At 41.1% G+C, this 22,707-nt stretch carries 24 protein-coding genes and 3 riboswitches; of the genes, 19 read left to right on the top strand and 5 right to left on the bottom strand.

What is annotated here, in order from left to right; genetic code table 11:
• Position 1: 1 nt before the first annotated feature.
• From M1G12_RS09140 to M1G12_RS09130, 3 genes are read right to left on the bottom strand one after another with little or no spacing between them, the layout of a single operon-like run.
• Complete coding sequence (locus M1G12_RS09140) at positions 2-760, bottom strand: amino acid ABC transporter ATP-binding protein (RefSeq protein WP_247949791.1); 759 nt, start codon at positions 758-760, stop codon at positions 2-4.
• A complete protein-coding gene (locus tag M1G12_RS09135) occupies positions 761-1,438 on the bottom strand; it encodes an amino acid ABC transporter permease (RefSeq protein WP_247949790.1) in 678 nt (225 codons plus the stop codon). It abuts the gene before it with no gap.
• The gene (locus tag M1G12_RS09130) at positions 1,398-2,078 is read right to left on the bottom strand and encodes an amino acid ABC transporter permease (RefSeq protein ID WP_247949789.1); all 681 of its coding nucleotides are present in this window, start codon (positions 2,076-2,078) and stop codon (positions 1,398-1,400) included. Before M1G12_RS09130 ends, M1G12_RS09135 begins: the two co-directional genes overlap by 41 nt.
• A 216-nt stretch (positions 2,079-2,294) precedes the next feature.
• Between M1G12_RS09130 and lctO the strand changes: the two genes are divergently transcribed.
• From lctO to thiE (M1G12_RS09075), 11 genes are all read left to right on the top strand, one after another.
• Positions 2,295-3,431, top strand: a complete 1,137-nt coding sequence (lctO, locus tag M1G12_RS09125; protein WP_000120723.1) for an L-lactate oxidase — start codon at positions 2,295-2,297, stop codon at positions 3,429-3,431.
• Between the two features lie 309 nt (positions 3,432-3,740).
• Positions 3,741-3,829, top strand: a riboswitch (TPP riboswitch).
• A gap of 215 nt (positions 3,830-4,044) precedes the next feature.
• Entirely contained in the window at positions 4,045-4,713 is a 669-nt protein-coding gene (locus tag M1G12_RS09120; RefSeq protein ID WP_247949788.1) for a TenA family protein, read from the top strand.
• Between the two features lie 233 nt (positions 4,714-4,946).
• Positions 4,947-5,741 (top strand): hydroxyethylthiazole kinase, encoded by a 795-nt coding sequence (gene thiM, locus M1G12_RS09115; RefSeq protein ID WP_247942533.1) that lies wholly within the window; start codon positions 4,947-4,949, stop codon positions 5,739-5,741.
• Positions 5,731-6,360 carry a thiamine phosphate synthase gene (gene thiE, locus M1G12_RS09110; RefSeq protein WP_247942532.1) on the top strand — a complete coding sequence of 210 codons (630 nt, stop codon included), beginning with the start codon at positions 5,731-5,733 and terminating at the stop codon, positions 6,358-6,360. Before thiM (M1G12_RS09115) ends, thiE (M1G12_RS09110) begins: the two co-directional genes overlap by 11 nt.
• Before the next feature lie 95 nt (positions 6,361-6,455).
• Positions 6,456-6,544, top strand: a riboswitch (TPP riboswitch).
• A 157-nt stretch (positions 6,545-6,701) separates the two neighbouring features.
• Positions 6,702-7,262 carry an ECF transporter S component gene (locus M1G12_RS09105; RefSeq protein ID WP_000915272.1) on the top strand — a complete coding sequence of 187 codons (561 nt, stop codon included), beginning with the start codon at positions 6,702-6,704 and terminating at the stop codon, positions 7,260-7,262.
• Positions 7,263-8,648 (top strand): ATP-binding cassette domain-containing protein, encoded by a 1,386-nt coding sequence (locus tag M1G12_RS09100; RefSeq protein ID WP_247949787.1) that lies wholly within the window; start codon positions 7,263-7,265, stop codon positions 8,646-8,648.
• Between the two features lies 1 nt (position 8,649).
• Positions 8,650-9,300 (top strand): energy-coupling factor transporter transmembrane component T, encoded by a 651-nt coding sequence (locus M1G12_RS09095; RefSeq protein ID WP_247949786.1) that lies wholly within the window; start codon positions 8,650-8,652, stop codon positions 9,298-9,300.
• 10 nt (positions 9,301-9,310) lie between these two features.
• Positions 9,311-10,003: a thiaminase II gene (tenA, locus tag M1G12_RS09090; RefSeq protein WP_247949785.1), complete on the top strand. Its 693-nt coding sequence runs from the start codon at positions 9,311-9,313 to the stop codon at positions 10,001-10,003.
• 4 nt (positions 10,004-10,007) lie between these two features.
• A complete protein-coding gene (gene thiW, locus M1G12_RS09085; RefSeq protein ID WP_164226380.1) occupies positions 10,008-10,532 on the top strand; it encodes an energy coupling factor transporter S component ThiW in 525 nt (174 codons plus the stop codon).
• Positions 10,532-11,347, top strand: coding sequence for a hydroxyethylthiazole kinase (gene thiM / locus M1G12_RS09080; RefSeq protein ID WP_247949784.1), 816 nt, complete (start codon positions 10,532-10,534; stop codon positions 11,345-11,347). The genes thiW and thiM (M1G12_RS09080) overlap by 1 nt, the downstream gene beginning before the upstream one ends.
• Complete coding sequence (thiE, locus tag M1G12_RS09075; protein ID WP_247949783.1) at positions 11,328-11,960, top strand: thiamine phosphate synthase; 633 nt, start codon at positions 11,328-11,330, stop codon at positions 11,958-11,960. The genes thiM (M1G12_RS09080) and thiE (M1G12_RS09075) overlap by 20 nt, the downstream gene beginning before the upstream one ends.
• 148 nt (positions 11,961-12,108) lie before the next feature.
• Here thiE (M1G12_RS09075) and thiD read toward each other — a convergent pair whose 3' ends face one another.
• Positions 12,109-12,900 carry a bifunctional hydroxymethylpyrimidine kinase/phosphomethylpyrimidine kinase gene (gene thiD / locus M1G12_RS09070; protein WP_000221754.1) on the bottom strand — a complete coding sequence of 264 codons (792 nt, stop codon included), beginning with the start codon at positions 12,898-12,900 and terminating at the stop codon, positions 12,109-12,111.
• An 83-nt stretch (positions 12,901-12,983) separates the two neighbouring features.
• Positions 12,984-13,081: riboswitch (TPP riboswitch) on the bottom strand.
• 183 nt (positions 13,082-13,264) lie between these two features.
• Here thiD and M1G12_RS09065 point away from each other — a divergent pair.
• The 5 genes from M1G12_RS09065 to M1G12_RS09045 all read left to right on the top strand — a co-directional run bounded on the left by M1G12_RS09065 (position 13,265) and on the right by M1G12_RS09045 (position 18,895).
• The gene (locus M1G12_RS09065; RefSeq protein WP_001167188.1) at positions 13,265-13,660 is read left to right on the top strand and encodes a CopY/TcrY family copper transport repressor; all 396 of its coding nucleotides are present in this window, start codon (positions 13,265-13,267) and stop codon (positions 13,658-13,660) included.
• A gap of 10 nt (positions 13,661-13,670) precedes the next feature.
• The gene (locus M1G12_RS09060; RefSeq protein WP_000932059.1) at positions 13,671-14,042 is read left to right on the top strand and encodes a cupredoxin domain-containing protein; all 372 of its coding nucleotides are present in this window, start codon (positions 13,671-13,673) and stop codon (positions 14,040-14,042) included.
• Between the two features lie 9 nt (positions 14,043-14,051).
• Positions 14,052-16,295: a heavy metal translocating P-type ATPase gene (locus M1G12_RS09055; RefSeq protein ID WP_247949782.1), complete on the top strand. Its 2,244-nt coding sequence runs from the start codon at positions 14,052-14,054 to the stop codon at positions 16,293-16,295.
• A gap of 322 nt (positions 16,296-16,617) precedes the next feature.
• Positions 16,618-18,393 carry a pyruvate oxidase gene (gene spxB, locus M1G12_RS09050; protein ID WP_247949781.1) on the top strand — a complete coding sequence of 592 codons (1,776 nt, stop codon included), beginning with the start codon at positions 16,618-16,620 and terminating at the stop codon, positions 18,391-18,393.
• A 154-nt stretch (positions 18,394-18,547) separates the two neighbouring features.
• Positions 18,548-18,895 carry a VOC family protein gene (locus M1G12_RS09045; protein WP_001052644.1) on the top strand — a complete coding sequence of 116 codons (348 nt, stop codon included), beginning with the start codon at positions 18,548-18,550 and terminating at the stop codon, positions 18,893-18,895.
• Between the two features lie 165 nt (positions 18,896-19,060).
• Here M1G12_RS09045 and M1G12_RS09040 read toward each other — a convergent pair whose 3' ends face one another.
• Positions 19,061-19,405: a lipopolysaccharide assembly protein LapA domain-containing protein gene (locus M1G12_RS09040; RefSeq protein WP_000913393.1), complete on the bottom strand. Its 345-nt coding sequence runs from the start codon at positions 19,403-19,405 to the stop codon at positions 19,061-19,063.
• Between the two features lie 326 nt (positions 19,406-19,731).
• On the opposite strand from M1G12_RS09040, the gene M1G12_RS09035 reads away from it, so the two are divergent.
• The 3 genes from M1G12_RS09035 to manA all read left to right on the top strand — a co-directional run bounded on the left by M1G12_RS09035 (position 19,732) and on the right by manA (position 22,705).
• A complete protein-coding gene (locus tag M1G12_RS09035) occupies positions 19,732-19,992 on the top strand; it encodes a SemiSWEET family transporter (protein ID WP_001291472.1) in 261 nt (86 codons plus the stop codon).
• Positions 19,993-20,200: 208 nt separating this feature from the next.
• Positions 20,201-21,640, top strand: coding sequence for a 6-phospho-beta-glucosidase (locus M1G12_RS09030; protein WP_247949780.1), 1,440 nt, complete (start codon positions 20,201-20,203; stop codon positions 21,638-21,640).
• Positions 21,641-21,760: 120 nt separating this feature from the next.
• Positions 21,761-22,705: a mannose-6-phosphate isomerase, class I gene (manA, locus tag M1G12_RS09025; protein WP_084951086.1), complete on the top strand. Its 945-nt coding sequence runs from the start codon at positions 21,761-21,763 to the stop codon at positions 22,703-22,705.
• Positions 22,706-22,707: the final 2 nt, after the last annotated feature.

The raw sequence follows: 22,707 nt of genomic DNA, 5'->3' as shown, positions 1-22,707 counted from the left end.
TTTATAGATATGAGCCAAATTGACTAAAGTCAAAGACGTTTAAAAATTCCTGGGCTCGTTTGGTTTGTGGATTGGTGAAGAAGGCTTGAGCCCTTCCTTCTTCAGCGATTTTCCCTTGGTCGAGGAAGATAATCCGATCGGCAATAGCTTGAGCAAACTGCATTTCATGGGTTACTAAAATCATGGTGCGACCTTCTTGAGCTAAATCATTGATAAGTTCTAGAACCTCACGCACCATTTCTGGATCCAGCGAAGCAGTCACTTCGTCAAAGAGGATAATTTCTGGATGCATGAGGAGGGCACGGACAATTGCAACCCGTTGCTTCTGTCCACCAGATAATTGGCGAGCAAAGCTATGTTGTTTATCCAACAAACCTACACGGTCTAGTAATTGCAAAGCTTCCTCTGTTACTTCTTTCTTGTCCCTTCCCTGAGCCTTGATAGGGCCTAAGATGAGGTTTTGTAGGACATCCAGATGGGGAAAGAGTTCATAGCTTTGGAAGACCATGCCAATCTTTTGGCGAACTAGGTGAAAATCTTTTTTATTTTCAACGATAGACTGACCATCCAGCAGGATATCTCCTCCTTGAATACTTTCTAAACCATTGAGGCAACGAAGGAGGGTACTTTTCCCACAACCAGAGGGTCCTAGAATGACGACAACTTCCCCTTTATTGATTTGTAGGGATAGACCTTGGAGGATGGGATTGTCTCCGAAGGATTTTTTGAGTTCCTTGATTTCTAAGATAGTTTCAGACATTTAGTTCCTCCAATGTTTTTCTAAGTGAGTAGATAGTTTGGAAATAGGAAAGCAGACTGCGAAATACAAGACCAGAATGGTTCCATAAATCCAGAAGGAAGCGGTTGGGATGGTCAGGCGATTGCTATCAATGATTTGTTGCCCAACCTTGGTCACTTCAACAACCCCAATCAAGACAACCAAGGAAGTGGTTTTGATCATCCGAGTGACAAGGTTGATGGCTTGCGGTAGCAGTCTTCTCAAAACTTGTGGGATGATGATGTGGCAGTAAAGTTGAACATTGGTCAAGCCGAGTGCCTGTCCGCTTTCAAACTGATGCTTAGGGAGGGAAGTGATAGCTCCACGAACCAAGTCCCCCATTTCAGCTGTTCCCCAGAGGGTAAAAACGATAATAGCAGAAGTCTCTCCTGAGATATTGATATTAAAGTTTCGAGCCAAGCCAAAGTAAACGATGAAGAGCAACACCAGCTGGGGCATGATACGGATAAATTCCAGATACAATCGTGTCAAAAATCGCACGATTCTAGAATGGGAGGTCATGATGATTCCCATGACTGTCCCGAATATCATGGATAAGAGGACAGACAGGATGGATATCCCAATCGTAACGCCCAATCCCTGTAAGATTCTCAGGAGATTATTTCCCTGAAAGAGTACTTGGATTCCCGAATCCTGCATGGCGGAGCCTCCTTTCTATCCAGCTAAAGACCAGTGAGATGGGTAGCAGCATGATCAGGTAAGCACCTACCAACATAGCTAGCGCAATGTCTGTCTCATAATAGAGCCCAATCAAGTCCTTGGCGACGTACATGAGGTCGGCCAAAGCCACTGCTGAGAAAACAGAGGTTTCCTTGATGAGGAAAATAACATTAGCACTAAAAGATGGTAGAGCAATCGCTGTTGCTTGCGGAAGAACCACATAGCGAAAGACCTGTAGAGGTGTCAGACCGATAGCTAATCCAATCTCCTGCTGGGTTTGACTGACGGCTTCCAGCCCACTTCGGAAAGATTCTGCCATATAGGAGCCACCTAAAAAGACTAGTCCCAGAGTAGCACAGACTTCCGAAGATAGGACAATCCCGATTCGGGGAAGACCGAAGTAGAGAAAGAAGAGTTGAATCAAAAGGGGCGTATTGCGTGACAATTCAATATAGGCTGTCGCTACTTGCGCCAAAATAGGAATTCGATAATGTCGGATGATACTAACGATTAAACCGAGCAGAAAGGATCCCAAAATTCCCCAAACTGCAATATGCAAGGTCAGAAGAAATGCCTTTTGATATAGTGGTAGATATTGTTCAACAATGGACCAATCCAAAAATAGAACCTCCCATCTAGAAATAATACAGTTATTGTAGCACTTAAAATCTCCTTTGGATAATATGTATTTTTTATTGCTGTTATAGGGATTTTTTATCATAGTCCTAGAATTTCTGAAATTTCCAAACAAAATATTTGAAAAATTTTGAAAAAAGAGTTAGAATATTTTTTGTAATATACAAAGTAAACGCTTACTTATCAAGGAGGACATTTTATGTCATACAAAACAAGCAATGCAGAAGGTCATGTAGATTTCATCAATACCTATGATTTGGAGCCAATGGCGCAACAAGTTATTCCTAAAGCAGCATTTGGCTATATCGCTAGTGGGGCGGAGGATACTTTCACTTTGCGTGAGAATATTCGTGCCTTTAACCACAAACTCATCGTTCCTCATACACTTTGCAATGTAGAAAATCCAAGTACAGAGATTGAATTTGCAGGCGAAAAATTGTCTTCACCAATCATTATGGCGCCTGTTGCGGCTCATAAATTGGCAAATGAACAGGGTGAAGTGGCGACTGCGCGTGGTGTGCATGAGTTTGGTTCTCTCTATACAACCAGCTCTTACTCTACTGTCGACCTTCCAGAAATTACGGAAGCCCTTCAAGGGACACCACATTGGTTCCAATTTTACTTTAGTAAGGATGACGGTATCAATCGCCATATCATGGACCGTGTGAAGGCTGAAGGTTATAAAGCGATTGTCTTAACGGCAGATGCTACGGTAGGGGGCAATCGTGAGGTTGATAAGCGTAATGGTTTTGTCTTCCCAGTTGGCATGCCGATTGTTGAAGAATATCTGCCAGAAGGTGCTGGAAAATCAATGGACTTTGTTTACAAATCAGCTAAACAACGCTTGTCTCCACGTGATGTAGAATTTATCGCTGAATACTCAGGACTTCCTGTTTATGTCAAGGGACCACAATGCCGTGAGGATGTTGAACGTTCACTTGCTGCAGGTGCCTCTGGTATCTGGGTAACCAACCACGGTGGCCGCCAAATCGACGGTGGTCCAGCTGCCTTTGATTCACTTCAAGAAGTAGCAGAAGCAGTTGACAAACGCGTACCAATTGTCTTTGACTCAGGTATTCGTCGTGGTCAACACGTCTTTAAAGCCTTGGCTTCAGGAGCAGACTTGGTAGCTATTGGCCGCCCGGTTATCTATGGTTTGGCTCTCGGTGGTAGTGTTGGTGTGCGTCAAGTCTTTGAACACTTGAATGCGGAATTGAAGACAGTTATGCAGTTGTCTGGAACTCAGACTATTGAAGATGTTAAACATTTTAAACTTCGTCATAACCCATACAACCCAACCTTCCCAGTTGACCCACGCGACTTAAAATTGTATTGATAAAACAGCTTGCCTCCACTTGATGTGGAGGTTTTTGCTTGTGTTTTATACTCTTCGAAAATCTCTTCAAACCCCTTGGATTATATTCGAAAATCTCTTCAAACCCCTTGGATTATATATGTGACTGAAACCTCAAAGCAGTGCTTTGAACAGTCTGCGGCTAGCTTCCTAGTTTGCACTTTGATTTTCATTGAGTATTAAACGTTTTAATAAAGGAAAATCGCATCAAAAACAATATAAATATATTTTTCAATCAAATATCTTGCTAGGGCTTTCATTTTTTGCTATACTGGTGCAGTAATTAAATAATAAAGACATTTGGGGTGCTTTAGGCTGAGATGATACCCATTGAACCTGATACAGTTAAGACTGGCGAAGGGAAATGTGAATAGTTTTTTTCGTATGGCGAAATGAACGATCTAATCTTGTAAGTCAACTCTAATTATTGATTGTAATTGGAGTTTTTTTGTTTATATAAGCTGGATGAAGGTGATACAAAGCTTTTAGGTAGCTCTTCTTGAACGCCCTTGATTTTCTTTAAAAAGGTCAAGTAAAACTAGGATTTTCTTGATGTTTTGTTGATTACGAACGAGTAAAGAGAGGAAAAGTAAATATGGAAACACAAGACTATGCATTTGAGCCAGGTTTGACTGTTGGAGAATTATTAAAAAGCAGTCAGAAGGATTGGCAGGCTGCAATCAATCATCGTTTTATTAAGGAACTTTTTGCGGGGACAATTGAGAATAAGGTCTTAAAAGACTACCTAATTCAAGATTATCACTTCTTTGATGCCTTCTTATCTATGCTGGGTGCCTGCGTAGCACACGCAGACCAACTTGAATCCAAGCTTCGTTTTGCCAAGCAACTAGGCTTTCTTGAAGCAGATGAAGATGGTTACTTCCAAAAGGCTTTCAAAGAGTTAAAAGTAGCAGAGAATGACTATCTAGAAGTGACCTTGCACCCTGTAACAAAAGCGTTTCAGGGGCTAATGTATTCTGCTGTGACTTCATCAGACTATGCTCATCTTTTGGTCATGCTGGTCATTGCAGAAGGTCTCTATTTAGACTGGGGTTCTAAAGATTTGGCTCTACCTGAAGCCTATATTCATTTAGAATGGGTCAATCTCCACAGAGGTCCTTTCTTTACAGAGTGGGTTCAATTTCTGGTTGACGAACTCAATCGTGTCGGGAAAAATCGAGAAGATTTGACAGAACTTCAGGAACGCTGGAATCAAGCAGTCGCTTTAGAATTAGCATTTTTTGATATTGGTTATGATGCCTAGGGAAAGTTCAGGATATTTACAAATTTGATGAGGTAATTCTCTTTGAAAATCTCTTCAAACCATGTCAGCTTCACCTTGCCGTACTCAAGTACAGCCTACGGCTAGCTTCCTAGTTTGCTCTTTGATTTTCATTGAGCATAAATTATTCAATGTAAATAAAAAAATTTCTTAACGAAAGATAGAGATAAATCGAAATCAGTAGATCGTATAAAGTGAAAAGGAAGGATTTCAATATGACAAGTTTAAAATTATTAAAAGAAAAAGCACCTTTGGTCATTTGCATCACCAATGATGTCGTAAAAAATTTCACAGCAAATGGATTAGTAGCACTGGGTGCATCACCAGCTATGAGTGAGTTTCCTGCAGATTTAGAGGATTTGTTAAAGTATGCTGGAGGTTTATTAATAAACATAGGAACATTGACAGATGAAAATTGGAAATTATACCAAGCTGCTCTGAAAATTGCAGAGAAATATAATGTCCCAGCAGTTTTAGATCCTGTAGCCTGTGGAGCAGGAGAGTATAGAAAAAAAGTAGCAGATGATCTAATCAACAATTACAAACTAGCAGCGATTAGGGGAAATGCTGGCGAGATTGCTTCTTTAGTAGGGATAAATGTGGCATCTAAAGGAGTAGATAGTGCGGGCGTAGATAATATTGATGAAATTGCTCTAGCAGCAAATGAGAAGTTCAATATTCCAATTGTAGTAACAGGTGAAGTGGATGCTATTGCGGTAAATGGAGAAGTGGTAACGATTCATAATGGTAGTGCCATGATGCCAAAAGTTATTGGGACAGGATGCTTATTAGGTGCTGTAGTAGCAAGCTTTATCGGACTTGAAAAAGGTCAAGAATTGAAATCATTAGAAACAGCAATGTTGGTTTACAATATCGCTGGAGAAATGGCAGAAAAACGTCCAAATGGACATCTTCCTGGAACATTTAAAGTTGAATTTATAAATGCCTTATACGAGATTACAGACGAAGATGTAAAGAAATTCAAAAGAGTGAAGAAAAATGTTTCATAAAGAATTACTAAAACTATATTTTATTTGTGGAACGACTACTTGCCAAGGAAAAGATCTATATACGGTCGTTGAGGAAGCCTTAAAAGGTGGTATAACCTTATTTCAATTCCGTGAAAAAGGTGAGGGAGCCCTGAAAGGTATAGAAAAAGTCGAACTAGCAATAAAACTACAGGCTCTTTGTAAAAAATATAATGTTCCATTTATCGTTAATGATGATATTGATTTGGCATTGGAAATAGATGCTGATGGCGTACATGTAGGACAAGATGACCTTGGAGTTGATGAAATTAGAAAATTGATGCCAGATAAAATAATTGGTCTTTCTATAAAAAACGAGGAAGAATTTCAACAATCAAAAGTTGAATATGTAGATTATGTTGGTGTTGGTCCTGTATTTGATACCCAGTCAAAGGACGATGCTGGTGGTGCTATAGGTTATGAAGGTCTTAAATTGATGAGAAAACTATTGCCACAAATGCCCTTAGTTGCAATTGGTGGGATACAGACGCAACATATTAAAGACATTATGAAGGCTAATATGGATGGTGTTTCAATCATTTCAGCAATATCGTATGCAAAAAATATAGAAAAAACTGTTCGAGAAATGAGTGAACAATAGGTATCGATCTAACCAAAGAAAGATATGCTGTATTTCCAGTTCAATTTCTTGAACTGGAAAAAATCGTTTGTTATAATATTTATATAATTAAATAATAAAGACATTTGGGGTGCTTTAGGCTGAGATGATACCCATTGAACCTGATACAGTTAAGACTGGCGAAGGGAAATGTGAAATGGTTTTGTATTTATAGAAACTAACCATCTAATCTTGTAAGCTGAACTCTAATTCCTATCTGTAATTAGAGTTTTTTTTTTTTACGAAACTGGATGAAGATGATACAAAGCATTTAGGTAGCTCACATTGAATGCCCCACTTTTCTTTAAAAAAGGAGTTTTTTTATGTTGAAAAAATGGCAGTTAAAAGATGTTATTTTACTTGCTTTCTTGTCTATCTTTTTTGGTGGCGTTTTTGTAGGATCCGGCTATCTGTTTGATATCCTCACTCTGATTTTAGCCCCTCTTGGCTTGCAGGCCTTTGCCAATGAAATCCTTTTTGGTCTCTGGTGTATGGCTGCGCCCATTGCAGCTATCTTTGTTCCAAGAGTCGGAAGTGCAACGATTGGAGAAGTGCTTGCTGCACTTGCTGAAGTCCTTTATGGTAGCCAATTCGGTCTAGGAGCTCTTTTGTCTGGCTTGGTTCAAGGTCTGGGAAGTGAATTTGGTTTTCTCGTAACCAAGAATCGCTATGAAAGTTGGCTCTCTCTAACTGCTAATAGTATTGGGATTACCCTTTTTAGCTTTGTCTATGAATACATTAAATTAGGTTACTATGCCTTCTCCCTTCCTTTTGTCCTTTCCTTGCTGGTGGTGCGTTTTATTTCCGTCTTTTTCTTCTGTACCATTTTGGTTCGTGCCATTGTCAAACTCTATCATCAGTTTGCAGCTGGAGGAAAGGCATAGATGGGCCTGGAATTAAGAGGGATTCAATCCCCAATCTTTTCGGAGCCGATTGATTTTACTTTTCATGAGCAAGCCTTTACCTTGTTAGTTGGAAGCAGTGGTTCAGGAAAATCTAGTCTCTTTCAAATGATTGCCCAAGTCAGTTCTCTTCCCTATAGCGGTCAAGTACTGATAGATGGGAGAGAAGTCAGTCAGCTTTCTATCATCGAACGTGTCCAGACGGTTGGTATTCTCTTTCAAAATCCTAATCATCAATTTACCATGGAGAACTTGTTTGAGGAGCTGATTTTTACCTTGGAAAATATAGGGCATCCCGTTCAGGAAATTGATTCTAAAATAGCAGAGGTTGTCCAGCAATGTCACTGTAAGGCGATTTTGCACCGTCCCATTCATCACTTATCAGGTGGGGAAAAGCAAAAGGCTGCACTGGCAGTTCTCTTTGCTATGAATCCTAGGGTCTATCTCCTGGATGAGCCTTTTGCTTCCATTGACCGCAAGAGTAGGATAGAGATCTTGGAGATTCTAAAAGAATTGGCCTCTAATGAGAAGACAGTCATCCTGTGCGACCATGATTTATCTGATTATGAAGCCTATATCGACCAAATGGTGGAGCTAAGAGATGGACAACTAAGGGAAATAAATCAAATCCCTGCCTCTGAAATGACACAGGCTGTTTCAAAGGAGATTGCTTCTAGCCCAGAACTATTCCATATGGATAGAACGACTTGTGAGCTGGATAAGCGCTCCCTTTTTTCGATTGCGGATTTTACATTCTACCAAGGAATTTCCTGTATCTTGGGTGATAATGGTGTCGGGAAATCAACCCTCTTTCGGTCTATTCTTCAATTTCAAAAGTATAAGGGGCGCATTACCTGGAAGGGTTGTGTTCTGAAAAAGAAAAAGAGTTTGTATCGTGATCTGACGGGAGTTGTTCAGGAAGCTGAGAAGCAGTTTATCAGAGCCAGTCTGCGAGAGGAACTGCAATTAGATAGTCCAGACTCTGAAAGAAATCAGCGGATACTCCAAGCTTTACGATATTTTAATCTGGAGCAGGCGCTTGATAAGAGTCCCTATCAATTAAGTGGTGGCCAGCAAAAGATTCTTCAGCTATTGACCATCTTGACCAGTAAGGCTTCTGTGATCTTGCTAGATGAGCCCTTTGCTGGTTTGGATGATAGAGCCTGCCATTATTTTTGTCAGTGGATTCTGGAGGACAGAAATCAGGGAAGAAGTTTTTTGATCATTAGCCATCGTTTAGATCCTTTGATTTCTGTGGTTGATTATTGGATTGAGATGACTAGTCAAGGTCTCAGTCATGTGAAAGCAGTGACAATTACCAAACCACTCACATCTCAGGGTAGCAATACCCAAGGGGAGGTGAGATAGTATGGTCAAAGTAGCAACCCAGACACCGATTATCAGTCTCTTCTTGCTGATTTTATCCTTGGAAACATCTTTTATTCCTTCGATTGCTCTTAATCTCTCGGTAGTTGCATTTTGTATTCTCTTTATGCTCTATTACCGTCGATTTAAGGTATTGGCTTGGATGATTCTACTCGCCATTTTGCCATCTTTGGCCAACTACTGGGCAGTTCAGTTACATGGAGATGCTTCGCAGGCAGTCATGCTTGGAACGAGGGCCTTTGTGACCGTTTGTATTGGTCTTGTCTTTGTTTCCTCTATTTCCCTAAAAGAGCTTCTCTTGTACTTGGCTCAAAAGGGGTTATCACGCTCTTGGGCTTATGCCTTAATTGTGGTATTCAATTCCTTTCCCCTTATTCAGCAAGAAATTAAGTCCCTCAAGGAAGCGTGCTTATTACGCGGTCAAGAACTGCATGTTTGGTCTCCCTTGATTTACAGCAAGGTTCTGATGACAGTCTTTAGGTGGCGCCATCTTTACCTGAGAGCCCTGTCGGCGCATGGATATGACGAACATGCACAGTTGAAGAATAGCTATCGGACTTTTTATATTGCTAAAAAAACAAAATTAATCTACTTGTTTTTCTTTTTATTGCTACAAACCAGTCTATTTTTATAAAGGAGTTATTATGGAATTTACAGATATTGCGATGGAATTATCCAAGGAAGCTTGGCAGGCCTCCTTTCATCATCCCTTTATTTTACAGTTGCAAGAGGGGAATTTAGAACCTGCCATTTTCCGCAATTACCTGATTCAGGATGCCTACTATCTGAAGGCCTTCTCAGAAGCCTATCACCTCTTGGCTGATAAGACTTCAAACCAAGAGATGAAAAGACTCTTGAAACAAAATGCTCAGAGTCTAGTGGAAGGTGAGTTATTTATTCGCCAACAATTTTTCAAGGAATTGGAAATCAGCGACCAGGAAATGGAGCAACATCCAATCGCTCCCACCTGCTATCATTATATCTCTCATATTTATCGTCAATTTGCAGAGCCAAACTTAGGCATTGCCTTTGCAAGTTTGCTGCCTTGTCCTTGGTTATACCATGATATAGGCAAATCACTTAATCTTAAACCATCACCAAATCCTCTCTATCAACAATGGATTGAAACTTATATTACGGATGAGTTAGAGCAGCAGATCAGAGAGGAGGGAGCGCTGGTCAATCAACTCTATCGCGAAAGTGATGAGACAGACAAGAAAAAAATGCTAGATGCCTTCCACATCAGTGTTCACATGGAAGCCAAGTTTTGGCAAATGGCCTACCAACACCAGACATGGAAGAGTGATTTACACTCTTTAGAAAAAGGAGAAGAATAGAAACATGAGAAAGCACCAATTGCAAGTTCACAAATTAACCATTTTATCCATGATGATTGCTCTTGACGTAGTTCTTACACCCATCTTTCGGATTGAGGGAATGGCACCGATGTCCAGTGTAGTCAATATTCTAGCAGGAATCATGATGGGACCTGTTTATGCCTTGGCTATGGCTACAGTCACAGCCTTTATTCGTATGACGACTCAAGGGATTCCTCCTTTAGCTCTTACAGGAGCGACTTTTGGAGCCCTCCTTGCAGGTCTCTTTTATAAGTATGGTCGAAAATTTCATTATTCCGCTCTAGGAGAGATTTTGGGAACAGGTATTATTGGTTCTATTGTTTCCTATCCTGTTATGGTGCTCTTTACAGGATCAGCTGCTAAGCTCAGCTGGTTTATCTACACTCCTCGATTTTTCGGAGCGACCTTGATTGGTACAGCGATTTCCTTTATTGCCTTTCGATTTTTAATCAAGCAGGAATTCTTTAAAAAAGTGCAGGGATATTTCTTTGACGAAAGGATAGACTGATGCAGGCATTGACAAATCCTTTTCCTCTGGAAACGACTTCCCTAATTCACTGTATTACCAATGAGATTTCTTGTGAGATGCTGGCAAATGGGATTTTAGCTCTGGGATGTAAACCTGTCATGGCAGATGATCCCCGTGAGGTTCTTGATTTTACTAAGCAAAGCCAAGCACTCTTCATCAATTTAGGGCATTTGTCAGCTGGGAAGGAAAAAGCAATCCGTATAGCAGCTTCTTATGCAGCTCAAGCTGGTCTCCCAATGGTAGTAGATGCGGTTGGCGTAACAGCTTCATCCATTCGTAAGAGCTTAGTTAAAGACCTTTTAGACTATAGCCCTACGGTCCTTAAAGGAAACATGTCGGAAATTCGAAGTCTTGTTGGCTTAAAACACCACGGCGTTGGGGTCGATGCGAGTGCTAAAGATCAAGAAACTGAGGATTTACTTCAAGTTTTGAAAGACTGGTGTCAGACCTATCCAGGTATGTCATTCTTAGTCACAGGCCCCAAGGACCTCATCGTTTTGAAGAATCAGGTCGCTGTACTGGAAAATGGCTGTGTAGAATTAGACTGGATAACAGGAACAGGAGATTTAGTTGGAGCTTTAACAGCTGTTTTTCTCAGCCAGGGAAAAACTGCCTTTGAAGCTTCTTGCCTAGCGGTTTCTTATCTCAATATCTCTGCTGAGAGAATAGTTGTTCAAGGAATGGGATTGGAAGATTTTCGATACCAAGTACTCAATCAGCTTTCGCTCCTCAAAAGAGATGAAAACTGGCTAGATGCTATCAAAGGAGATGTTTATGAACAGAGAGGCGCTTAGACTGTATCTGGTAACCAATCGCTACCAAGATTCCGTGGAAAGCTTTCTTGCAAAAGTTGAGACTGCCTGCCGTTCAGGTGTTACCATAGTCCAATTACGAGAAAAAAATCTCACAACCAATCAATATTATCAACTGGCAAAAGAAGTCAAGGAAATAACAGATGCCTATCAGGTACCCCTGATAATCGATGATCGTTTGGATGTTTGTCTTGCGGTTGATGCTGCTGGTCTGCATATCGGAGACGATGAACTACCAGTTTCGGTTGCCCGACAAGTCTTGGGCCCTGACAAAATCCTCGGTGTTACAGCTAAAACTGTAAAAAGAGCTCTCGAGGCAGAAGAAGGAGGGGCGAATTACTTGGGGACAGGAGCCATTTTCCCGACTACGACCAAGGAAAATGCGCCTATCACCCTGATTTCAACCTTGAAGACAATTTGCCAAAGGGTCGCTATTCCAGTAGTTGCTATTGGCGGCTTGACATCAGAGAATATTGGCCAACTTATCGGCACGGGTATAGCTGGTGTAGCCGTAGTGCGTGATTTGATGCAGGCAGAAGATATAGAGGCAAAAACGCAAGCCTTTTTGACAAAGTTGGATGACATTATTTTCTAATTAATACTCAATGAAAATCAAAGAGTAAACTAGGAAGCTAGCCGCAGGTTGCTCAAAGCACAGCTTTGAGCTTGCAGATAAAGCTGACCTAGTTTGAAGAAGTATAAAAACTCTCTAATTCCCTTAAAGTAGGAACTAGAGAGTTTTTTTAATCTTTAAAGCTTGTATGGTTAACTGGGCCAGAACCATGACCGAGTTGAGGGGCGTCTTGGATGGCTTTCGTGATAAAGGCCTTGGCTTTATCGACTGCTTGATAGAGGGTTTTCCCCTTGGCTAGTTCAGCAGTAATCACTGCAGCAAAGGTACATCCAGTACCATGTGTATGACAGGTTTGAATTCGTGGACTTTCCCAGACAAATTGGTCCTCCTTGGTAAAGAGGAAATCCTTGGCACCGCCTTCGAGATGGCCTCCTTTGATGACAACAGACTGAGGACCAAATTCTTTTAAAATCAGGCGACCGGCACGCTGCATGTCTTCAGGATCATGGATTGAAAAACCAACAATCTCTTCTGCCTCAGGAAGATTGGGTGTAATAATAGTTGCAAGGGGAAGTAGATTTGTTTTTAGGTAGTCTCTGGCACTGGTATCAATCAGGGTGTCTCCGCTTGTTGCGACCATAACAGGGTCAAGGACGTAGGGACAATCCAGCTTTTTAAGATAGGGCTGGATGATCTCCATGATCTCAGTAGTTGCCAACATCCCTGTTTTTACAGCCTGAGGTGGAATATCAGAAAAGACACTCTCCAATTGGGCTTTCAACATTTGAGGAGAAACGTGCTCGATTAATTGAACACCTCTGGTATTTTGAGCGACAAGACTGGTCACAACGGCCATTCCATAGACATCTCTAGCTTGGAACGACTTTAAGTCAGCCATAATGCCAGCACCACCACTAGGGTCAGTCCCTGCAATGGTCAAAGCAACGGGTAAATAAGTCATCTAAAACCTCCCAACCAACTGAAGTTTGTATTCTTAAGAACAAGCTAGTCTGTTTTAGAAAGGCAATAGAAGACTGCTAGTCCCCATTATCATTTCCACTTCCATCAGCTAGCATTACCTAGATTGAGTCAAAGGGTCTAACAGTCGTTAATCTCAGCTTTACGCACCCCTAGTGGTTGTTTTCTTTTTTCTTTAGTATAGCATATTTTCATAGTTTATATAGTAAGATTTGACTGCAAATCCTTTATCATAGGGTTAAAATTCAATTTTTCAAAGAAAAGATTAATTTCATAGTTGACAAATGTAGATTTTAAGAGTATACTGATAATTGTAATTGACAAATGTAGATTTTGGAGGTGTGGTTATGCAGATTTCAGATGCAGAATGGCAGGTCATGAAGATTATTTGGATGCAAGGAGAGCAGACTAGTTCAGATTTGATTAGGGTTCTGGCGGAGCGGTTCGACTGGTCCAAGTCGACCATTCAAACTCTTTTGGCTCGTTTGGTTGAGAAAGAGTGCCTGACGAGGAAAAAAGAAGGCAAGTCCTTTGTCTATTCAGCCCTTTTAACTTTGGATCAAAGTCGAGACTTGCTTGTTCAAGATATCAAAGATAAAGTTTGTTCCCGTAGGATTAAGAACTTGTTGGCTGATTTGATTGCTGAATGTGATTTTACTCAGGCTGACTTGGAAGACTTGGAAGCTGTGATTTCTGAGAAGAAATCAAGCGCTGTAACAGAAGTAAAATGTAATTGTATGTAAAGGAGACGTCATGTTGAATATTATTGTAACCATTATTTGTATTGCCCTTATCGCGTTTATCTTGTTTTGGTTTTTCAAAAAGCCTGAAAAATCTGGACAAAAGGCCCAGCAAAAAAACGGCTACCAAGAGATTCGAGTGGAGGTCATGGGGGGCTATACGCCTGAGTTGATTATCCTCAAGAAATCAGTGCCAGCCCGCATTGTCTTTGACCGCAAAGATCCTTCACCATGTTTGGATCAGATCGTATTTCCAGACTTTGGTGTACATGCGGATCTGCCAATGGGGGAAGAGTATGTAGTGGAAATCACGCCTGAGCAGGCTGGAGAGTATGGTTTCTCTTGTGGCATGAATATGATGCACGGTAAGATGATTGTAGAATAGGAGAATGATATGACTGAAATTGTAAAAGCAAGTCTTGAAAATGGTGTTCAAAAAATCCGTATCACGGCAGACAAAGGCTACAATCCAGCCCACATTCAACTGCAAAAAGGAGTTCCTGCTGAGATCACCTTTCACCGTTTGACACCTTCAAACTGTTATAAGGAAATTCTGTTTGAAGAAGAAGGCCTCTTGGAACCAATCGGCGTGGATGAAGAGAAGACAATTCGTTTTACCCCTCAAGAATTAGGTCAACATGAATTTTCTTGTGGTATGAAGATGCAAAAGGGAAGTTATACAGTTGTTGAGAAGACTCGAAAATCTCTATCACTTTTACAGCGTTTTTGGATTACTAGTATCTTTACTGTGCCTCTTGTAATCCTCATGATTGGGATGTCGACAGGAGGAATTAGTCACCAAGTCATGCGTTGGGGCACCTTTTTAGCCACAACACCGATTATGCTAGTAGCAGGTGGTCCTTATATCCAAAGTGCTTGGGCTAGTTTTAAAAAGCACAATGCCAACATGGATACCTTGGTTGCTCTGGGAACCCTAGTGGCCTATTTCTATAGCTTAGTTGCCCTCTTCGCTGGCCTCCCCGTTTACTTTGAAAGTGCTGCCTTTATCTTCTTCTTCGTTCTTATGGGGGCCGTTTTTGAGGAGAAAATGCGGAAAAATACTTCCCAAGCTGTGGAGAAATTACTTGACTTGCAGGCTAAAACAGCAGAAGTATTGCGTGAGGATAACTATGTTCAAGTCCCTTTGGAGCAAGTCAAGGTAGGTGACCTGATTCGAGTGCGTCCCGGTGAAAAGATTGCGGTTGATGGTGTCGTAGTAGAAGGTATCTCTAGTATTGATGAGTCTATGGTGACAGGTGAGAGTCTGCCTGTGGACAAGACAGTTGGAGATACCGTCATTGGTTCAACCATCAATAATAGTGGAACACTTGTTTTTAGAGCAGAAAAAGTTGGTTCAGAGACTGTTTTGGCTCAGATTGTGGATTTTGTGAAGAAAGCTCAGACAAGTCGTGCGCCGATTCAGGACTTGACGGATAAAATTTCAGGGATTTTTGTTCCAGCAGTTGTCATTTTAGGGATTGTGACCTTTTGGGTTTGGTTCGTCTTGCTCAGGGATAGTGTAGTTGTGCTTGGAGCGAGCTTTGTGTCTTCGCTTCTCTATGGAGTAGCAGTTCTGATTATTGCCTGCCCTTGTGCATTGGGACTTGCAACACCGACAGCCCTTATGGTGGGGACAGGTCGCAGTGCCAAGATGGGAGTTCTCCTCAAAAATGGAACGGTTCTACAGGAAATCCAGAAAGTTCAAACTATCGTCTTTGATAAGACAGGAACTTTGACGGAAGGGAAACCTGTGGTCACAGATATCATCGGCGACGAAGTAGAAGTGCTTGGATTGGCAGCTTCCTTGGAAGAAGCTTCTCAACACCCATTGGCTGAGGCTATTGTTAAGCGAGCGACTGAAACTGGACTTGAGCTTCACACTGTGGAAAATTTCCAAGCCTTGCACGGAAAAGGTGTTTCAGGGCAAATCAATGGAAAACAAGTTTTGCTTGGAAATGCTAAAATGCTGGATGGCATGGATATTTCTAGCACTTATCAGGAAAAACTAGAACAACTGGAAAAAGAAGCTAAGACAGTTGTGTTCTTGGCTGTTGAGAATGAAATCAAAGGCTTGCTTGCTCTGCAAGATATTCCTAAGGAAAATGCTAAGCTTGCCATCAGTCAGTTGAAAAAACGAGGTCTTAAAACAGTCATGCTGACAGGAGACAATGCTGGTGTGGCGCGTGCCATTGCCGATCAGATCGGAATCGAAGAGGTCATTGCAGGTGTCTTGCCAGAGGAAAAAGCTCATGAAATCCATAAACTACAAGCGTCTGGCAAAGTAGCCTTTGTTGGGGATGGTATCAATGACGCTCCTGCCCTTAGTGTAGCAGATGTGGGGATTGCTATGGGAGCTGGAACAGATATTGCCATCGAGTCAGCAGATTTGGTGTTGACAACTAATAACCTCCTAGGAGTGGTTCGTGCTTTTGACATGAGTAAGAAAACCTTTAATCGAATTCTGCTCAATCTTTTCTGGGCCTTTATCTACAATGTCGCCGGAATTCCGATTGCAGCAGGAGTCTTTTCTGGTGTTGGACTGGCCCTCAATCCAGAACTGGCAGGTCTAGCTATGGCCTTTAGTTCTGTATCCGTTCTGACTAGTTCACTCTTACTAAACTTTAGTAAAATAGATTAAAAGCGGGCTTGCTCGCTTTTTATGCTCTTCGAAAATCTCTTCAAACCACGTCAGCTTTGTCTGCAACCTCAAAGCTGTGCTTTGAGTAACCTGCGGCTAGCTTCCCAGTTTGCTCTTTGATTTTCATTGAGTATTATAAAACAGAAACTAAAAACGTTTTCAAACTGTACTGTAATAGAGAATAAAAACTTCTGAGCAGATTCTTAGTAAAGTCAAAATAAATGTGATAAATTAGTATTGTAAAAATTTACTGAAACGTTTTCAAAAACTATATGAAACCTTTTTTAGTAGATTTAAAAATATTTGAAGGAGAGTTATCATTATGACTCAAGGGAAAATTACTGCATCTGCAGCAATGCTTAATGTATTGAAAACATGGGGCGTAGACACAATCTACGGTATCCCATCTGGAACACTCAGCTCATTGATGGATGCTTTGGCTGAAGACAAAGATATCCGCTTCTTGCAAGTTCGCCACGAAGAAACAGGTGCTCTTGCAGCGGTTATGCAAGCTAAATTTGGCGGTTCTATCGGTGTTGCAGTCGGTTCAGGTGGACCTGGTGCGACTCACTTGATCAACGGTGTTTACGATGCAGCTATGGATAACACTCCATTCCTTGCTATCCTTGGATCACGTCCAGTTAACGAATTGAACATGGATGCCTTCCAAGAATTGAACCAAAACCCAATGTACAACGGTATCGCTGTTTACAACAAACGTGTAGCTTACGCAGAACAATTGCCAAAAGTCATTGACGAAGCTTGCCGTGCTGCCGTTTCTAAAAAAGGTCCAGCTGTCGTTGAAATTCCAGTAAACTTTGGTTTCCAAGAAATCGACGAAAACTCATACTACGGTTCAGGTTCATACGAGCGTTCATTCATCGCTCCTGCCTTGAACGAAGTTGAAATCGACAAAGCTGTTGAAATCTTGAACAATGCTGAACGTCCAGTTATCTATGCTGGTTACGGTGGTGTTAAAGCTGGTGAAGTAATCACTGAATTGTCACGTAAAATCAAAGCCCCAATCATCACAACTGGTAAAAACTTTGAAGCTTTCGAATGGAACTATGAAGGTTTGACAGGTTCTGCTTACCGTGTTGGTTGGAAGCCAGCCAACGAAGTTGTCTTTGAAGCAGACACAGTTCTTTTCCTTGGTTCAAACTTCCCATTTGCTGAAGTTTACGAAGCATTCAAGAATACTGAAAAATTCATCCAAGTGGATATCGACCCTTACAAACTTGGTAAACGTCACGCCCTAGACGCTTCAATCCTTGGTGACGCAGGTCAAGCAGCTAAAGCTATCCTTGACAAAGTGAATCCAGTTGAATCTACTCCATGGTGGCGTGCAAACGTTAAGAATAACCAAAACTGGCGTGATTACATGAACAAACTCGAAGGTAAAACTGAGGGTGAATTGCAATTGTATCAAGTTTACAATGCAATCAACAAACATGCTGATCAAGACGCTATCTATTCAATCGACGTAGGTGACACAACTCAAACATCTACTCGTCACCTTCACATGACACCTAAGAACATGTGGCGTACATCTCCACTCTTTGCGACAATGGGTATTGCCCTTCCTGGTGGTATCGCTGCTAAGAAAGACAATCCAGATCGCCAAGTATGGAACATCATGGGTGACGGTGCATTCAACATGTGCTACCCAGACGTTATCACAAACGTTCAATACGACCTTCCAGTTATCAACGTTGTCTTCTCAAATGGTAAATATGCCTTCATCAAGGACAAATACGAAGACACAAACAAACACTTGTTTGGTTGTGACTTCCCTAATGCTGACTATGCGAAAATCGCTGAAGCTCAAGGAGCTGTTGGATTTACAGTTGACCGTATCGAAGACATCGATGCAGTTGTTACAGAAGCTGTTAAATTGAGCAAAGAAGGTAAAACTGTTGTTATCGATGCTCGCATCACTCCACACCGTCCACTTCCAGTAGAAGTACTTGAATTGGATCCAAAACTTCACTCAGAAGAAGCAATCAAAGCTTTCAAGGAAAAATACGAAGCAGAAGAACTCGTACCATTCCGCCTCTTCTTGGAAGAAGAAGGATTGCAATCACGCGCAATTAAATAATTCCTCTCGTCGAAAATCAAATTTAAACTGTGTTATCTTCACCTTGCCGTACTTCAGTACTGCCTGCGGTTCGATGCCTTGTTTATTCTTTGATTTTCTTAGAGCGAAACTTAAAAAGATCGGAGCAATCCGGTCTTTTTATGGAGGATAGTAAATGAATTTAAATCAATTAGATATTATCGTTTCCGATGTTCCACAAGTCTGTGCTGACTTGGAGCGTATTTTGGATAAAAAATCCGATTATGTTGATGACAGTTTTGCTCAGTTTACGATTGGCAGTCACTGTCTGATGTTGTCCCAAAATCATTTGATTCCTTTGGAAGATTTTCAGTCAGGAATCATTCTTCATATCGAGGTTGAGGATGTAGACCAGAATTACCAACGGTTGAAAGAACTTGGTATCCAGGTTTTAAACGGACCAACTGTAACCGATTGGGGAACAGAGTCCTTATTAGTTAAAGGGCCTGCTGGTCTAGTGATTGATTTTTATCGTATGAAGTAGGTAATTCTATTATCAAATTTTTTATCTAAACATTCTTGGAGTGAAACTTAAAAAGATCGGAGCAATTCGATCTTTTTTGTATTTATGCGACTTTCAGTCCGTCTCGCTCCGTTAGGTGCGAGACAAAAAACCACCCGTTTTCACGGGTGGTTATGATTTCTACACTTATTGTTTGGCTTCCTGTTTTAATTGTTGCACCTGTTCCTCGTACTGGACAAGCTCCCTGTCTTTTATATTGATAGTCGCTTCTGCTTCAGCAATGCGGCTTCTCAGATCTTGAGTCTTGTTATGGTGATAGCTAATACCAATAGCACTACCAGCAATGATCCCGATTACTAGACAAGTAAAAATCACCAAAATCAAGGGAGCAGATAGTTGTGTAAAGACAAGACTGACAGTTACTGTTTGACGATTGAGTAGACCAAATGAGATCACAATGACTAATAAGCTCAAACCGCCAATTAGATAAGCCTTATCTTTCAGTGACAATTCATTAAATTTTTTTAGCATAAGTTCCTTTTCTCCTGACTATGTTGATAGAAAACTACACACCATTTAGGTATTAACAAAATTCATTTTACTAGAAAATTTCGATACTGTCAATAATTTCTAACGGCTTATTTACCATCAATCAATCGATTCATTGAAAAGGAGTATTCATTTTCTAATATTTGATTGAGTAAACAGAACGGAGCAATTCGGTCTTTTTTCTGTTCCCTCTTTCTTATAACAAGATTGTGATAGTTTATATCTTTATAACAAAAGTTTTAAAGACTTGATTGTTTTGAAAGAATATTTTAAAATAAGATTCAGTAAAAATGAAAGAGGTTTTGAAAATGTCTGAAAAACAAATGAAAATTTTAGGTTGGGTAGCGACCTTTATGTCTGTTATGATGTATGTGTCTTACTTCCCACAAATCATGAACAATCTGGCTGGTCAAAAAGGAAATTTCATCCAGCCCTTGGTTGCTGCCATCAACTGTAGTCTCTGGGTTTACTACGGTCTTTTCAAAAAAGAAAGAGATATCCCCCTTGCAGCAGCTAATGCACCAGGTATTATTTTTGGCCTAGTGACGGTTATTACAGCTTTGATTTAAAAGGAACAGAGGAGACTAGTTTTCAGTCTTCTTTTTTGTTTCAGGGGAGGCTATTTACTTTTTCTAGAGGATAATTTTTTAAAAAACAATCTGATAAACTTAAATAGTAGAATAGTATCAGTATGTCACAGTATTTTATAAGAAAAGGTTTACAGAATAAGTTATAATATAAGTAAATGAACAAGCAAATAAGAAAGTGAGTAGAGTTATGACCGAAAAACTGACTTTTCCGGATGGTTTCTTGTGGGGCGGAGCGACAGCTGCCAACCAGTGTGAGGGTGCTTATAATTTAGAAGGTCGTGGATTGGCGAATGTGGATGTCGTCCCCATCGGTCCAGATCGTGAAGCCATTATCACAGGTCAGAAAAAGATGTTTTCGTTTGAGGAGGGCTATTTTTACCCAGCCAAGCAAGCTATTGATATGTACCATCATTACAAGGAAGATATTGCCCTTTTTGCGGAAATGGGCTTTAAGACTTATCGTCTATCCATTGCTTGGACTCGGATTTTTCCTAAGGGCGACGAAACAGTGCCAAATGAAGCTGGTCTAGCCTTTTATGAGGATTTATTTAAGGAGTGCCACAAGTATGGTATCCAACCTCTGGTGACTATCACTCATTTCGACTGTCCTATGCACTTGATTACAGAGTACGGTGGTTGGCGCAATCGTCGGATGTTAGACTTCTATGAAAAACTTTGTCGCACACTCTTTACCCGCTATAAGGGTTTGGTCAAATATTGGCTTACCTTCAACGAAATCAACATGATTCTCCATGCCCCCTTTATGGGAGCTGGGCTCTGTTTTGAAGAAGGAGAAAATCAAGAACTGGTTAAATATCAGGCTGCACACTATGAGTTGGTAGCTTCAGCTCTTGCGACAAAGATTGCCCACGAAATTGACCCAGAAAATAAGGTGGGATGTATGTTGGCTGCAGGGCAATACTATCCTAACACAGCCCATCCAAGAGACTACTGGGCAGCCATGGAGGAAGACCGCAAGAGTTACTTCTTCATTGATGTTCAAGCGCGTGGGGAATACCCAAACTACGCCAAGAAGCAGTGGGAGCGTGAGCGAATCGAGATTCAAATGACTGCAGAAGATTTAGAGTTGTTGAAGGACAATACTGTTGACTTTGTTTCCTTCTCTTACTATGCAAGTCTAGTAGCCTCAGGTGATCCAGAAGTTAAAGAATTAACTGCTGGAAATATCTTTGCCTCTCTCAAAAATCCTTATCTTGAATCCTCAGAATGGGGATGGCAGATTGACCCACTTGGTCTTCGCATCACCCTCAATGCCATCTGGGATCGTTACCAAAAGCCAATGTTCATCGTGGAAAACGGTCTAGGTGCTATGGATACACCGGATGAAAATGGTTATGTAGCAGATGACTATCGGATTGCTTACTTAGAAGCTCACATCAAGGCTATGCGAGATGCCATTTACCAAGATGGAGTTGACTTGCTTGGTTATACGACTTGGGGCTGTATCGATCTGGTTTCAGCTGGAACAGGCGAAATGAACAAGCGCTATGGCTTTATCTATGTGGATCGAGATAATGCTGGTCATGGAAGCCTCAAACGTAGCAAGAAGAAATCCTTCTACTGGTACAAGGATGTCATTGCCAGCAATGGTGCAATCATTGAGTAGATCACATTTATTCACTATTTTTATAAAATCTTCTCCCTACTTTATAAGATGTGAAAAAGAGTTCAACTGGAACTCTTTTTTTGCTATAATGAGGGGAGAAAAATCAGACAGGAGATCGACATGTCAGAACCATTATTTTTACAATCAGTTATGCAAGAAAAAATCTGGGGTGGTACCAAGCTACGTGATGAGTTTGGCTACGACATCCCAAGTGAAAAAATCGGAGAATATTGGGCCATCTCAGCCCATCCAAATGGTGTCTCTAAAGTTGCCAATGGTCGCTACGAGGGAACAGATCTTGCTACTTTATATGCAGAGCACCGTGAATTGTTTGGCAATCGTCCAGAACCTGTATTTCCACTGTTGACTAAGATTCTGGATGCTAACGACTGGCTCAGTGTTCAAGTTCATCCAGACGATGCTTACGGACTCGAGCATGAAGGCGAACTTGGAAAAACAGAATGCTGGTACATCATCGCTGCGGATGAAGGTTCAGAGATTATCTATGGTCACAATGCCAAGTCAAAAGAAGAACTCCGCCAGCAAATCGAGGACAAGAACTGGGATGCCTTATTGACAAAAGTTCCTGTAAAGGCTGGAGATTTCTTCTATGTACCAAGTGGCACCATGCACGCTATCGGGGCAGGCATCTTAATTCTTGAAACCCAGCAGTCTAGCGATACCACTTACCGTGTCTATGACTTTGACCGCAAGGACGATAATGGCAACTTGCGTGAACTTCACCTTGAAAAATCTATCGATGTCTTGAATATTGGAGAGCCTGCCAATAGCCGTCCTGTGACTATCAAAGCTGATGATTTGCGTTCGACCTTACTTGTTTCGAATGATTTCTTTGCAGTTTACAAGTGGGAAATAACTGGAAAAGTTGACTTTGAAAAGACAGCTGACTACAGTTTGTTTAGTGTCTTAGCTGGCCAAGGTCAACTGACTGTTGATGGGAAAAACTATCCAATCCAAAAAGGTAGCCACTTTATCCTACCAAGTGATGTTGAAGCTTGGACCTTGGAAGGGCAAGGTTTGGAATTGATTGTTAGCCATCCATAAAA

Origin of the sequence: Streptococcus mitis, from assembly GCF_023110375.1 — a bacterium.
GTDB classification, from domain to species: Bacteria; Bacillota; Bacilli; order Lactobacillales; family Streptococcaceae; genus Streptococcus; species Streptococcus mitis_CI.
The sequence above is the reverse complement of the archived record's forward strand: the minus strand, read 5'-3'. Positions and strand labels throughout refer to the sequence as shown.